Annotated in this window: 16 protein-coding genes; 10 read left to right on the top strand and 6 right to left on the bottom strand. The window is 41.6% G+C overall.

What is annotated here, in order from left to right; all coding sequences use genetic code 11:
* Positions 1 to 9 precede the first annotated feature (9 nt).
* The 6 genes from ureG (at position 10) to COJ96_RS21300 (ending at position 4,503) form a co-directional block, all read left to right on the top strand.
* A complete protein-coding gene (ureG, locus tag COJ96_RS21325; protein ID WP_098575802.1) occupies positions 10 to 621 on the top strand; it encodes an urease accessory protein UreG in 612 nt (203 codons plus the stop codon).
* A complete protein-coding gene (locus tag COJ96_RS21320) occupies positions 622 to 1,440 on the top strand; it encodes an urease accessory protein UreD (RefSeq protein ID WP_098575801.1) in 819 nt (272 codons plus the stop codon).
* 368 nt (positions 1,441 to 1,808) lie between these two features.
* The gene (locus COJ96_RS21315; protein ID WP_098575800.1) at positions 1,809 to 2,744 is read left to right on the top strand and encodes a dipeptidase; all 936 of its coding nucleotides are present in this window, start codon (positions 1,809 to 1,811) and stop codon (positions 2,742 to 2,744) included.
* Positions 2,741 to 3,769, top strand: a complete 1,029-nt coding sequence (locus COJ96_RS21310) for a DmpA family aminopeptidase (RefSeq protein ID WP_098575799.1) — start codon at positions 2,741 to 2,743, stop codon at positions 3,767 to 3,769. The genes COJ96_RS21315 and COJ96_RS21310 overlap by 4 nt, the downstream gene beginning before the upstream one ends.
* 5 nt (positions 3,770 to 3,774) lie before the next feature.
* Positions 3,775 to 4,005, top strand: a complete 231-nt coding sequence (locus COJ96_RS21305) for an excisionase family DNA-binding protein (RefSeq protein WP_098575798.1) — start codon at positions 3,775 to 3,777, stop codon at positions 4,003 to 4,005.
* Positions 4,006 to 4,131: 126 nt separating this feature from the next.
* Positions 4,132 to 4,503: a DUF488 domain-containing protein gene (locus COJ96_RS21300; protein ID WP_098575797.1), complete on the top strand. Its 372-nt coding sequence runs from the start codon at positions 4,132 to 4,134 to the stop codon at positions 4,501 to 4,503.
* Positions 4,504 to 4,993: 490 nt separating this feature from the next.
* Here the strand turns inward: COJ96_RS21300 and COJ96_RS21290 are convergent, their stop codons facing one another.
* Both COJ96_RS21290 and trhA read right to left on the bottom strand, forming a co-directional pair.
* Positions 4,994 to 5,815 carry a YitT family protein gene (locus COJ96_RS21290; protein WP_257148582.1) on the bottom strand — a complete coding sequence of 274 codons (822 nt, stop codon included), beginning with the start codon at positions 5,813 to 5,815 and terminating at the stop codon, positions 4,994 to 4,996.
* Positions 5,816 to 5,933: 118 nt separating this feature from the next.
* Positions 5,934 to 6,581, bottom strand: a complete 648-nt coding sequence (gene trhA / locus COJ96_RS21285) for a PAQR family membrane homeostasis protein TrhA (RefSeq protein WP_098575795.1) — start codon at positions 6,579 to 6,581, stop codon at positions 5,934 to 5,936.
* 131 nt (positions 6,582 to 6,712) lie between these two features.
* Between trhA and COJ96_RS21280 the strand changes: the two genes are divergently transcribed.
* Positions 6,713 to 7,303: a DUF1836 domain-containing protein gene (locus COJ96_RS21280; RefSeq protein WP_098575794.1), complete on the top strand. Its 591-nt coding sequence runs from the start codon at positions 6,713 to 6,715 to the stop codon at positions 7,301 to 7,303.
* Here the strand turns inward: COJ96_RS21280 and COJ96_RS21275 are convergent.
* Complete coding sequence (locus COJ96_RS21275; protein ID WP_098575793.1) at positions 7,294 to 8,862, bottom strand: glycosyl hydrolase family 28-related protein; 1,569 nt, start codon at positions 8,860 to 8,862, stop codon at positions 7,294 to 7,296. The two genes, COJ96_RS21280 and COJ96_RS21275, sit on opposite strands and share 10 nt — an antisense overlap.
* A gap of 121 nt (positions 8,863 to 8,983) precedes the next feature.
* Here COJ96_RS21275 and COJ96_RS21270 point away from each other — a divergent pair, with 121 nt between their 5' ends.
* The 3 genes from COJ96_RS21270 to COJ96_RS21260 all read left to right on the top strand — a co-directional run bounded on the left by COJ96_RS21270 (position 8,984) and on the right by COJ96_RS21260 (position 10,702).
* A complete protein-coding gene (locus COJ96_RS21270) occupies positions 8,984 to 9,640 on the top strand; it encodes a glycosyltransferase (protein WP_098575792.1) in 657 nt (218 codons plus the stop codon).
* A 202-nt stretch (positions 9,641 to 9,842) separates the two neighbouring features.
* A complete protein-coding gene (locus COJ96_RS21265; RefSeq protein ID WP_373561738.1) occupies positions 9,843 to 10,091 on the top strand; it encodes a DUF3892 domain-containing protein in 249 nt (82 codons plus the stop codon).
* Positions 10,092 to 10,126: 35 nt separating this feature from the next.
* Positions 10,127 to 10,702: a GNAT family N-acetyltransferase gene (locus tag COJ96_RS21260; protein ID WP_098575790.1), complete on the top strand. Its 576-nt coding sequence runs from the start codon at positions 10,127 to 10,129 to the stop codon at positions 10,700 to 10,702.
* Positions 10,703 to 10,748: 46 nt separating this feature from the next.
* On the opposite strand, the gene leuD is transcribed toward COJ96_RS21260, so the two are convergent.
* The 3 genes from leuD to leuB all read right to left on the bottom strand — a co-directional run bounded on the left by leuD (position 10,749) and on the right by leuB (position 13,952).
* Positions 10,749 to 11,333: a 3-isopropylmalate dehydratase small subunit gene (gene leuD / locus COJ96_RS21255; RefSeq protein WP_098575789.1), complete on the bottom strand. Its 585-nt coding sequence runs from the start codon at positions 11,331 to 11,333 to the stop codon at positions 10,749 to 10,751.
* 3 nt (positions 11,334 to 11,336) lie between these two features.
* On the bottom strand, positions 11,337 to 12,758 hold the full coding sequence (gene leuC, locus COJ96_RS21250) for a 3-isopropylmalate dehydratase large subunit (protein ID WP_098575788.1): 1,422 nt from the start codon (positions 12,756 to 12,758) through the stop codon (positions 11,337 to 11,339).
* An 87-nt stretch (positions 12,759 to 12,845) separates the two neighbouring features.
* Entirely contained in the window at positions 12,846 to 13,952 is a 1,107-nt protein-coding gene (gene leuB, locus COJ96_RS21245; RefSeq protein ID WP_098575787.1) for a 3-isopropylmalate dehydrogenase, read from the bottom strand.
* Between the last annotated feature and the right edge of the window lie 32 nt (positions 13,953 to 13,984).

Below are 13,984 nucleotides of genomic sequence, written 5' to 3'. Positions count from 1 at the left end.
GGAGAGACGATGGAACCAATTCGTATAGGTGTGGGTGGACCAGTTGGAGCAGGGAAGACGCTGCTAGTAGAGCGATTAACGAGGTACCTCCATCAAGAATATAAAATGGCAGTTGTAACCAATGACATCTACACAAAGGAAGATGCACAGTTTTTAATTAAAAACAGTGTGCTCCCAGAGGAACGAATTATTGGTGTGGAGACCGGAGGATGCCCCCATACAGCGATTCGGGAAGATGCATCCATGAATTTTGCTGCGATTGATGAATTAAAAGAGAAACATCCGGACCTCGCGCTGATTTTTGTCGAGAGCGGCGGCGATAACTTAGCTGCTACCTTTAGTCCTGAACTTGTGGACTTTTCTATTTATATTATCGATGTCGCCCAAGGGGAAAAAATTCCACGTAAAGGCGGTCAAGGGATGATTAAATCGGACCTGTTTATTATCAACAAGATTGATTTAGCCCCATATGTTGGAGCAAGCCTGGAAGTCATGGAAGCAGATACAAAGGCGGCCAGAGGCAAGAAACCCTATATTTTTACGAACTTAAAAGAGGATGTCGGAGTGAACGCGGTTATTGATTGGCTCAAATCAAATGCATTACTGGTAGGGTTAGGGTAGGTGGAAAACTGGACAGGATACTTGCGACTAACCGCTTCGCGAAAGGGGAAGAAAACAATTTTAAAAGATTCCTATACTGAGGGTGCTTTTAAAATTACTAGACCCGTTTACCTAACAAATAGCGGTGAAGCCTGTTTTTATATTATGAATCCTGGCGGCGGTTATGTGGAGGGGGACTCCTATAAAATTAATATTTGTTTGGAAGAAGAAGCCCATGCGATTATCACGACGCAGTCATCCACCAAAATCTATAAAACTCAAGTCCAGCCGGCTGTTCAAGAGATGACGATCCATTTAAAAAGAGGCAGTGTTTTTGAATATCTGCCCGATCCCGTTATCGCTTACCAGTATGGATGCTATAAACAACGGACTGTAGTTCGAATGGAGAGCGGGTCCTCTCTTATTTGTTCAGAAATATTTACTCCAGGCTGGGCCCCAGATGGCACATTATTTCAATATGGTTTATTGCAAGCCAAAATGGAAGTATACCGAGATGAGAGATTAATAGTATTTGATCATGTAAAACTTCAACCAGATAGGGATATCAAGGGGATTGGTTTGATGGAGGGATATACCCATTTTGGGTCGATGATTGTTATTGATGATCGGGTAAACCAGCTTTTTTTAGAAGAACTCCATAACTATTTTGAATCGGTTTTAGAAGCGCGAATTGGCCTCACGATGCTGGCTGTGCCAGGGTTTGCCCTCAGGGTCCTGGCAAATACAACGCAGGAGATAGAAAAAATCCTCTCTTTTTGTCATGAATGCATTCGCAATCAATTGATGGAGAAGGAGGCCGTGTTTCTAAGAAAATATTAAAATTTGTTTCAGGCTCGCCAGTCGGTGAGTTTTTTTCATTTTGGTCCATAATTGTAGGAGAGGAAAAAAACTGCCTAGCATTAAAAAGATGGCAGAATCAAACTAACTAATATATTAAATTTTTGTCGGGCTAGGTTTTTACCAACCTAGCCCCTTTTGTTGTGATAAAATTTTTAATAAATGGCTGTGTTAAAGGTTATGTTGATATTGACACTCTGTTGATTGGAGAGGAAGGCACGAAGACTCCTGCGGGAGTACGGGGCAGGGGAGACCCCGCAGGNNCCGGCACGCCCGCGGAAAGCAAAGTGCCTGGAACGGAAATCAACAGACCAGTTTAACACAGCCTAATAAAAAGGAGTGTATGCTGAATGAATATCATTGACCTGCATTGTGATGCCCTGATGAAACTTCAAGAAACGCAAGGGAAACTACGGTTCGCGGATGCTCCGGAATTACATACAAATAAAACACGATTACAGCAAGGACAAATCAAAGTTCAATGCTTCGCGATATTTATTGAACCTGAAATCAAGGGTGATCAGAAATTTCAAGTGGCTCTCGAGCAAATTGATTATTTTTACAAGGAAGTACTCGGGAAAAATCCGGACATGGTCCATATCAAAGAATGGTCTGATTTTGATCGCTTGAAAATTGGTCAAATTGGCGCGATGTTAACGCTTGAAGGTGTAGATCCGATTGGCAACGATTTAGCGAAACTCCATATTCTTTATCAACTCGGGGTTCGGTCGGTTGGTTTAACATGGAACCAAGCAAATCTCGCTGCAGATGGAGCCGGAGAACCGCGCGGCGCGGGGCTGACAGTGCTCGGAAAAGAGATTGTCGAGTTTAATAATGAGCATCAAATCCTGACTGATGTTTCTCATTTGAGTGACATGGGCATTTGGGAAGTCATTGAATTAGCCAAGTATCCGATAGCAAGCCACTCGAATGCACGAGCACTTTGCAACCATTTGCGCAATTTAACAGATGAACAGGCGAAGGCGATGTTTGCCAAGGGCGGCTTGATTCATGTTGTTTTTTATCCCCCTTTTGTTAAGGAATCAGGTGAAGTAACAATTTCAGACCTTGTGAGACATATTGATCATTTTTGCTCATTGGGCGGTGTCAATCAAATCGGATTCGGCTCGGATTTTGATGGGATTTCAACTTTTATTACAAGCCTAGAGGATGCCTCGAAAAGCCAGAATCTTATTAATGAATTATTAAAATACTACAGTGAAGATGTTGTTCGCGGCTTTGCTTATCAAAACTTTCTCGACCATCGGCCAGGGATTCTTCGATGAAGATTAGAGAAAAAGGTATCATTGTCGGAAACCTGCCAACGGGAAGGAAAAACTGTCTAACCGATGTGGCAGATGTGTTGGTTGGCCATGTCACACTGGACTATCCGCTTGATGAGTCAGGAGAGGAGTATGCCTGTACAGGAGTAACAGCGATTCTTCCTCATAAAGGCAATTTGTTTAAAGAAAAAGTAATTGCGGCGAGGTATGTGATTAACGGATTTGGAAAAACAACGGGTCTTGTGCAGTTAAATGAATTAGGTGTGCTTGAATCGCCGATTATGTTAACAAATACCTTCGCGGTTCCAGCTGTCACACAGGGAGTGCTGCAATACATGCTCGATGAGAACCAGGAAATTGGCGAAACGACTGGCACGATTAATGTAGTCGTTGGGGAATGTAATGATAGTTATTTGAATTCAATTCGTCTATTTCCTGTAAAACCAGAGCATGCAGTTGAAGCAATTAAGAATGCATCAGACCATCAGGCTGTAGAAGGGGCGGTTGGAGCAGGAAAAGGCATGGTTTGCTTTGGTTATAAAGGCGGGATAGGCTCGTCCTCCCGAATCGTTGAAGACTATACGGTCGGATGTTTAGTTCTTAGCAATTTTGGGAAAAAGGAAGAATTACGAGCGTTTCGTTATTCAGAGGTGGAAGGCTTGTCAGAGACATCCGATGGTTCGATTATCATCGTTCTGGCCACCGATGCCCCGTTAAGTGACCGGCAATTACAGCGGTTAGCGAAACGCTGCGGCATTGGCCTTGGTCGAACTGGCAGTCATTTTAGTCATGGCAGCGGTGATATTCTCATTGCTTTTTCGACGGCGCACAAAATGGCTCACTATTCTGAGGAGAGGATTGAAACTCGCAGCCAACTTCGTGAAGACCATCCTATCATGAATCAGCTTTTTACTGCCGCGGCGGAAGCAACAGAGGAAGCCATTCTTAATTCTTTATCACAAGCGGAAACAACAAAGGGAAGAGCCGGAAGGGTAGTTAACCAAATCAATTTTCTAAAAGAGGAGTAATCAAATTGTACCTTACAATAAAAGAGACGGCAGAATATTTATCAGTTCCAGAGGCAACCGTCAAAAGCCTCATTCAGCAAAAGAAAATCCGCGCCCTCTTTGATGGGGAAGGATACCTGATCTACAAAGAACAATTCAACACCCACCTAAAACAAATGGAAAAATACAAACAACTAATCGAAGAAATCCTAAACGAACCCATCCCAGAAAGCATCGACGTAAAGGACGAAGATTAATATTGGTGGTTTGATAATGGTGTATTAATATTGGTGCCTGACACCATTCGTGGACAAACTACGAAGTTTGTCCATACGAAGCGTACATTTGGTTTATGGGTGCCTTACACTAATTGGAGGTGAAGTATGGATAAGATCTTGATGAAAAGGGTCTATGAGCCTGTTGAGGAAATGGATGGATTTAGGATTTTGATTGACCGACTTTGGCCGAGGGGGATTTCTAAAGATACGGCAAAGCTGTCGAATTGGTTTAAAGATTTGGCTCCAAGCAACGAGTTACGGAAATGGTTTTGTCATAAGCCTGAGCTTTTTGAAGAATTCCGAAACAGATACCTTGAGGAACTTCGCACAGATGGACAAAAGCAGGAATATATCCGGCAAATCTTTGAAATGGCAGCCCGAGGCCCAGTCACGCTCCTATATGGAGCGAAGGACCCGGTCTATAATCACGCTAGAGTATTAATGGAGGAACTTGGAAGATTAGCTGAGGGGGATTGAAGAAAGAGAAAGGGACTCGATTTTCTGATGCTGTCGAGGTTAGAAAATTGGCTCAGCAGTAGCCAAGGGCCAGGTATGATGCCTGAGAAGGTAAAAAAAACGAGTTAACGGTACCCAAAGGCCCCCAATGATGCCCGAGAAGGTTAAAAAAACGAGTCAACGGTAACCAATGGCCTCGAATGATGCCCGAGAAGGTAAAAAAAACGAGTCGTCGGTACCCAAAGGCCCCAATGATGCCCGAGAAGGTAAAAAAACGAGTCAACGGTAACCAATGGCCTCGAATGATGCCCGAGAAGGTAAAAAAAACGAGTTAACGGTAACCAAAGGCCCCCAATGATGCCCGAGAAGGTAAAAAAAACGAGTCGCCGTACCCAAAGGCCCCCAATGATGCCCGAAAAAGGTTAAAAAACATCCCAACAGTAACCATAACAAGGAGATTATCCCTGCAACCAAAAAATTACCTAAAAGGGCATCATCCCATCCCACCCCATCAATCCCTCCGAAAACGCCCCATTACTTCCATCGTTTGCATGATATTTACGAACGCCTTCGCATCCACCTTTCTAATCGCATGTTTAGTCTCATTTAATTCGTATTTGGTAATCACTGTGGTCAGCACCTTCTTGGGCTTGTGGGTGTACGCTCCTTCTGCGTCCGTTACCGTCACGCCACGGGCATGCAATTGGATGAGTGCATCCGTCAATTCTTCATATTTATCCGTCACAATCGTTACCGTTAATTTATTTTGATTGGTGTAAACCATATCAACTGCCCGGCCTGACACATAAATAGCAATAATCGTATAAAGTGTGATACCCCATCCAAAAATCAATCCAGAAATCCCCACGACTAAAAGGTTCATACAAATATTTAAAAAGCCCACCTGCAAGTTCTTTTTCTTCGCAAGCGTAAGACTAACAATATCCGTACCACCAGTTGAACCCCCAATCCGAATAATCAGACCAACGGCTATTCCATAAAGTGCTCCCCCAATAATGCAGGAAAGAAGAATATCATTGCTAATAGCATGAATAGGTATGAACTTCATACTGAATGATAAAACAAAAACTGCAAAGCCTGTCAGCAAAATAAACTTTTTTCCTAAGTATTTTAATCCTAAGAAAAATAGCGGGATATTGATCAGCAAAATAATCCAGCCAGTATTGATGTTTAAAAAATGGTGAATAAAAAAAGCGATGCCTGTCACGCCGCCTGAGGTCAGTTGATGGGGAATAAGAAACGTGTTAAAGGCAAATCCAAAAAGTATTGAACAAAGTCCAATCACAACTATTTGAAAAATTAATCTTACCAACTAAGAACACCTCTATTGTGTGTGGTGCATTATTAAAGTTATTTTGTGCCACATTTAAAAAGTTTATTTCAAAAACAAAAAACGCCATCCGTCGAGGGCGTTTTGAAGTCTCAAATATTTAAATAACGTATAGGAACACGCTTAAAAAGTGTGATAGACTTCCAAGCAAAATGAAAATATGAAAAATTTCATGGAAGCCCATGTATTTTGACTCCAAGAATTTAGGTTTCGCACCGTAGATCACTCCGCCAATGGTATAAAAAATTCCCCCGAGGATGAGCAAAAATAAACCATTGGGGTTTAAGCTTCCCATAAGCGGCGAGAATACAAACACAATCATCCAGCCCATCGCTAAATACAAAGAGGTAGAAATCCAGCGCGGGCAATTAAACCAGACCATTTTAAAAACAACCCCGCTTATGGCAATACCTGCAATAATAGAAAATAGAATTGCCCCTATTTTTCCGTTCAGGCTAATAAAACAAAAAGGAGTATACGTACCAGCAATTAAAATGAAAATCATCGAATGATCGAGCCGGCGTAAAAAGGCTATGACTTTATCGCGCGCAATTACCATGTGATAAGTGGCTGATGCCGAGTAAAGCAGAATCATACTAACGCCGAAAATAATGACCGCAGTAATGGCAGTCGGTGAACTGGTAGTTGCAGCCGCTTTAATAACCATCGCAAGGAGCCCGGCAAAGGCTAATATGGCACCCGCTAAATGAGTCAGTCCATTAATAGGTTCGCGAATGTAATTGTTCATTTGTAATGCCTCCTGTTACAACATGTAGTTTCAATAACTACTTATAATAATACTTATATACTCTCATCTAGTCAATGTATATTCGTTTAGGTATAATAAAAAATATAAAGCAAATGAACGGGGTTTTTAAATTGAAGAATTTCAATCAAATTATTGAACAGCTCGGCCTAGAAGCAAGTTTAACCTTAGAGGAAATACCACAGATCGATTTATATATGGATCAGGTAATCCAGTTATTTGAAAATAAATTCTCGGGGACAAAGCGAAATGCAGACGACAAGGTCCTTACCAAAACGATGATCAACAACTACGCGAAAGGAAAACTCATTTTTCCAATCCATAATAAGAAATATTCAAAAGAACATCTCATTTTGATGAGTTTGATATACCAACTAAAAGGGGCACTATCAATCAATGATATTAAAGCAACCCTTGCTGGAATCAATCAAAAAATTATCAATGAGGAAATTGAACTTGATTCTTTTTATACCAGTTATCTGAATTTAACCCGCAAAAATGTTGATGATTTCAAAGTAGACATTGAGGAAAGGGGAAAGGAAGTTGAAAAAGAAATAATAGAGGCCAATCAAGGAAAATCGCAGGATCTTGAGCAAGTTTTAATGATTTCTTCCCTTGTTCATATGAGTAATTTATATCGCAAGGCAGCCGAAAAACTGGTCGATGAAATGACGATTGAAAAAGGAGAAAAGCGTCACAAATAGTTGTGGACGCTTTTTGGATTTTCAATTGTAACATCTTCGATACCTGGTCCAATCTCAATTACTTTAGGTGCAGAATCTTGGCTCGCCACATTACAAATTTGGATAGAATCCGCACGATTTTCACCACCGAATACTTTAATATCGCTTCCGGCATGTTTAAAATTCTTGACCTTAATATGCTTTAATAGGATATTTCTGGCCCGATACTGCACAGCAATAACTGGGTGGCCTTTGTAGTCATAAGTTGGATCACCAATCAAAGTAAAATGGTTAATCACGACATTTTTATAAGCGGAGATCACCATCCCACGCGGTGTTGAGCCTTTATATAACTCAGTAAAAATTGGCGCGATCGCTACGAGATTCGCTGCACAAATATTATAGGCCGTTTTTGATTCAGCATCAGAACTTTTGTGATGTCCAATATGCCGGAAATTAAACGAGCGATTATCATTGACGGAAATATGTCCGACAATATGGACATTGGAAGCTGCTGACGAATTTTCGTGAGCTTTAATTTCTACACCGCCAAAACATCTAGATGAAGAATTATTAACTAATACGACATTTCTCGAACCATCATCGACTTCAATCCCGTTGGAGTTGGAAAAACCCTTTTTGTGGGCCCGGCCGCTCGGATCACACATGTGGCAGCGTGAGATGAAAATATACTCACTATGATGAGTGGTGATACCATCATCACCGAAGCCATAGCCGTTTAAGTTATCGAGCCAGACATACTTGCTTCCGCCGCGGGCTCGAAAACCGTCGCCAGCATAATTGTACAAAGTCGATGAAATATCAAAGCAATGCAGGCCTGGATTCATCGCTTCAATGTCCCTAACCCAGCCATAGGTAACATTTGCATACGTTAAACAGCTTGAGTGGTTCCCCCAAGCGCTTGTTTTAGCCACATTGCCAAGCCTTTCCACATTCCAGTCCAAACTAAGTGCCCCAACGAAAAGATGGTGATTACCCTTCCAATGATCAGCGTTTGTAATCAGCCTTGTGCCTTTTTTGGCTGTATCATGAAGTTTAATGGTCGTCACACCTTTGCCTGCCCCGACTAGCAGAGTAAAGGAAGGGAGTTGGATTCCCTTTGTGATAAAGACGCCAGCCGGTACAATGACCTTCACGTTTCCGTTGCCAATCGCTTTTTTAAATGCAAGGGTGTTATCCGTTTTTCCATCGCCAACAGCCCCATAATCCACTACATTAACTACTTTCTTTATATTATTTTCTAGATGAACGAACTCATTGTCCAACAGATCTTTCCAATCGGGTATAACGCCTTCAGCCTTATCTACTATAACCTTTCCTCGAGAAACAGTAGTTGACTTGGTGGATAAAAGGCGAAAAAATATTCCAGCTAGTTTTTGCGAAAGAGATCCTGTAGAATGCTTTACATTCTTTCCACGATGAGAGGTTTCACGCAATCGGGTTGGATTAAAATATTGCTCGGCTTCTTGAATTACCTTTGTTAAATCAAATTGGCTGGTAAATTCGGCAAGGATTGCGGCGTTCCTTCTTGGGTCATGGTTCTTTTCTAAATAAGGCAATTATTTCCCTCCAAAGGACAATCTTATTAAACTTATTATGACATTTATTGGAGATAAATAAAATTTCATTTTTGGGGAAAAATCCTTTTGAAAAAACTTAACAAAAAAGGAGATTTCCCATTTGAAAAAATTAACCAAGAAATTTACCGTATTGCTCTTATCTATGGTCTTAATTTTACCTGCAATTAGTGTTCAGGCCGCCCCGCCGCCACCGCCGAATCAGCAACAGACCATGAGTGAATCTGCCCACCAGTTTAAGTTTAACTTAAGAAGACTTTGGATGGAGCATTTGATTTGGACGAGTCGTTATATTGTTAGCACTGAAGCAAATCTTCCTGACAAGCAAGTGATCCTTACAAGACTTTTGAGAAATCAGGACGAAATTGGGAATGCGATTAAGCCTTTTTATGGGGAAGCGGCAGGTAATAAGCTTGCCAAAATGTTACGAGAACATATTCTGCTTGCCGGAAAGGTCCTCGAAGCTGCCAAAGCCAATAACCAGGCAGATTTGAAAAAATATAATACGGCTTGGTTCAAAAATGCAGATGATATGGCCACGTTCCTTAGCGGTGCCAATCCAAATTGGGATAAGAATACGTTGAGGCAGTTGCTGCATGCGCATTTAAAAATGGTTACAGATAGTGTCACAGCAAGACTTAAAAAGGATTGGAACGGAGATGTCCGTGCGTTTGATGAAGGGGAAATCCACCTTATGAAAATTGCGGATGTCTTATCGGAGGGAATCATCAAACAGTTTCCTCAAAAGTTTAAATTCTGAACAGCTGAGTAAAGAGCATTTTAACAATTATAAAGCATTTTCTAAAGGGCCAAGGTATTTGGTCCTTTTTTGTCCATTAAGCAAGGATAATTTATTTAAAAAGAAAAATACTAACAAATGTTCGGAGGTGGAAGATTTGGAACAGAAAGATTTTGAAAGAATTTATGATGAGTACAAGCAGGCCAGCCAGCAGCAAGCTCAGCTGGAAGCAGGGCAGAGTAATCCTGATGGCAAAGAGGAGTTCGTATCGGTTAGGAAAAACGATGATGGAGACATTATCGCGTTTAAAACAAGCACGGGCCGGGAGTTAGATTATATTACTGCATTAAATGAAGCAAAAGCTGGAATGATTGCTCATGTGGATGTATTCCATAAATATGGACGAGACATTATCCGCAGTGAACCAGACGGTATCAAAGAAAATAATCTTGATCAATTACCTGAGTTTTAATGAAAAAACTAAGTAGCACATAAAGGAGTATTTCCATGCATTGGTATGAAAAGTTGAATCAGTATTTTCCTGTGGAAGAAATGAAATCAAGGGCTCACATGGAAACCTTACTGAAAGAACGTTCAAACATCTATCATAAAGATGAGGGACCAAATCATGTTTTGATGTATGCGGAATTAGACAATTTTGTGTTTATTGATTATCTATTTGTTTCAAAAAATGCACGTGGCGAGGGACTTGGCCATAAACTTTTAGAAAAGTTAAAACGAAAAGGAAAGCCTATCATCCTTGAAGTAGAACCAGTCAACTATGAAGATAGCGATACCGAAAAACGGCTTCACTTTTATAAACGTGAAAAATTTGAGCATGCCGCTTCTATCGGCTATGAGAGAAAATCATTAGCGACAAACGAGGTTAATAGGATGGAAATCCTCTACTGGGCGCCTAATGAAGAATCAGAAGAAATGATTTTTGAATCCATGAGAAAAACATATGATATGATTCACACTTATAAAGATCATCATTTTTACGGTGAATCATACGAGCCGGTTGAAGAGGTATTGACCTTTAACGAAGAATCTGAGAATAGAAATATTTTAAACGAGCTATGACAACCAATAATAAATGAGCCTGGGATTCCAGGCTCATTTTTGATGTTTATTTACGAGCAAGTTCATATTGCTCAATTTTATCCGCATAGGTTAAAGTAACACCAATCTCATCCCAGCCATTTAGCAGCATGGCTTTAGGGTATGGAGCAATTTCGAAAGAAACCTTGAAACCTTCATTATCATAAACCACCTGATTTTCAAGGTCGACAGTTAATTGATATTCTTCGGATTCTGCCTTTTTAATCATGTACTGAACTTGTTCATTACTAGCCTGAATTGGAAGTATCCCATTTTTCACGCAATTGTTTTTAAAAATGTCGGCAAAACTTGGGGCGATGACGATTTTAAAGCCAAAGTCTTGAACTGCCCATGGGGCATGCTCACGTGAAGATCCGCAGCCAAAGTTTTCACCGGCAACTAAAATTGAAGCGTCCTTATATTTCGGTTCATTTAATGAGAAATCTGGTCGAAGATTTCCTTCATCATCAAAACGCCAATGATAAAAAAGGAATTGTCCGAAACCACTGCGTTCAATCCGCTTTAAAAACTGCTTCGGGATAATTTGGTCTGTATCAATATTCGATCGGTTTAATGGATAAACAAGGCCTTGATGAATTTTTAATGGTTCCATATTCTATCTAACCTCCTGTGCAGCAGCAAAATGTCGAACATCTACGAAGTGACCTGCAATAGCGGCGGCGGCTGCCATTTCAGGGCTGACAAGATGTGTTCTGGCTCCGTTTCCTTGGCGGCCTTCAAAATTTCGGTTTGAAGTGGAGGCACAGCGTTCACCCGGTGGAACAATGTCATCGTTCATGGCCAGGCACATACTGCAGCCGGCTTCACGCCACTCAAATCCTGCATCTGTAAAGACCTTATCCAAGCCTTCTTTTTCGGCTGCTAGTTTGACACTAAATGAACCAGGAACAACGATGGCAGTTACAGAAGGGCTAACCTTCTTGCCCCGGATTACTTCTGCTGCACTTCGTAAGTCGCTTAAACGGGAATTCGTGCAAGAACCGATGAAAACATGGTCAATTTTCACATTGGAGATCGGCTGACCTGCTTCAAGGCCCATGTACTCAAGCGCACGCTGGATTTCGTCCTTTTCACTAGGTTTCTCGGTTTCGTCTGGATTTGGAACATTTGCCGTAATCGGAATACACATTCCTGGATTTGTTCCCCAGGTTACTTGTGGCTCAACTTCGGTTGCTTCAATCTCAACAACCAAGTCATAGGCTGCCCCTTCATCTGAAGCAAGAGCCTTCCACTCAGCAACAGCTTGTTCAAACGCTTCTCCTTGCGGTACATGACGACGGCCGCGTAAATATTCAAAAGTCGTTTCATCTGGAGTGATAAGACCAGCTCTTGCACCCGCTTCAATCGACATGTTACAAACTGTCATTCGTTCTTCCATGGAGAGCGAACGGATGGCTTCGCCTGTGTATTCCATCACATAACCTGTTCCAAATTGGACACCGAATTTACCGATGATGGCAAGAATTAAGTCTTTAGCTGTAACACCCGTACCTAGCTTTCCATTGACCTTGACATTTAAGGTTTTAGGCGGTGCTTGCCAAAGGGTTTGGGTTGCAAGTACATGTTCAACTTCGCTTGTACCAATTCCAAAAGCGAGCGCACCAAATGCTCCGTGTGTAGAGGTATGACTATCACCGCACACAATGGTTTTTCCAGGCTGCGTAAGTCCAAGTTCAGGGCCGATGACATGGACAATTCCGTTATCTGGGTGATGAATATCAGCAAGTGAAACCCCGAAATCCTGACAATTTTGTTGTAAGGTATCAATTTGTTTCTTTGAAACAGGATCATTGATGACAAGGCGTTGGCGGGTTGGCACATTATGATCCATCGTCGCAAAGGTAAGATCAGGGCGGCGAACTTTACGACCATTCATTCGTAAACCCTCGAATGCCTGAGGAGAGGTTACTTCGTGAACAAGGTGTAGGTCGATATATAATAAATCGGGTTTTCCGTCTTCTTGGTGTACTACATGCTTTTCCCAAATCTTTTGGATAATATTTTTTGGTGTTTGCATAGCGTCCTTCCTCACGTAAATGAATTTTAATTCTTTAGATAAATTTAGGGGTAAACCGCCGAACAGACGGTTTACCCAATGAAATTTTTAAAAATAACAACTAGCGATGCACTTCGAAGCATTTTGTGATTTGATGTAATCTGCAATCCGTTTTGTCATTTCTGCTGTTCCAACAAGACGTCCATCATGAACCTGAAGGTCGCCAGTGTGGAAGCCGGCATCTAATACCGATTGGACTGCATCTTCAATGATGTTAGCTTCGTCATTCAATTGGAATGAGTATCTAAGCATCATTGCGGCCGACAAAATCATCGCAACTGGATTGGCTACGCCTTTACCAGCGATGTCAGGAGCGGAGCCGTGAACAGGTTCATATAGGCCGACTCCATTTTCATTTAAGCTGGCAGAAGGGAGCATCCCAAGTGATCCGGTAATAACTGAGGCCTCATCACTTAAGATGTCGCCGAATAGATTCTCGGTAACGATGACATCAAACTGGCTAGGGTTCGTGATTAGTTTCATAGCGGCAGCATCAACTAATACATGTTCCACAGCTACATCTGGATATTGAGCTTTCTTCTCTTCAACGATTTCGCGCCATAGTTTGCTAGACTCGAGTACATTTGCTTTATCAACCGAAGTAAGATGACCACGCCTTTGCTGGGCTGCCTGAAAACCTTTATCGACAATTCTCTCAATCTCTTGACGGGAATAGACAAGCGTGTCTACAACGGAGTTTCCGTTATCACGACGTTCACTTGGTGTTCCGAAATAAAGGCCTCCGGTTAACTCACGTACGATAAGGAGGTCGCTTCCAGATACTACTTCTTCCTTTAAAGGAGAGGCATGAAGAAGGTTTTTAAATCCTTTAATCGGCCTTAAGTTTGCATATAAATCAAGTGCCTTGCGGATTCCTAGCAGGCCTCGTTCAGGACGTAAATGGGAGGGATTGTTATCCCATTTTGGCCCGCCAACAGCACCGAGCAATACCGCATCCGCTTGTTTGCAAGCATCAACGGTTGATTCCGGAAGGGGAGTGCCGTAAAGGTCTATGGCTGCTCCTCCGATTTCATGGGTTTCAAAGCTAAAAGTATGATTGTATTCTTCAGCGATTGCATTTAATACATCTTTTGCTGAGTTAATAACTTCCTTGCCAATGCCATCACCGGGAAGTAAGACAATACGTTTTTTCATTAGAAGCAACCTCCTCATTTATTGTTTTTGAT

Origin of the sequence: Bacillus sp. AFS073361 (genome assembly GCF_002567005.1) — a bacterium.
Taxonomy (GTDB): domain Bacteria; phylum Bacillota; class Bacilli; order Bacillales; family Cytobacillaceae; genus Neobacillus.
This window is presented reverse-complemented; position numbering and strand designations above follow the sequence as displayed.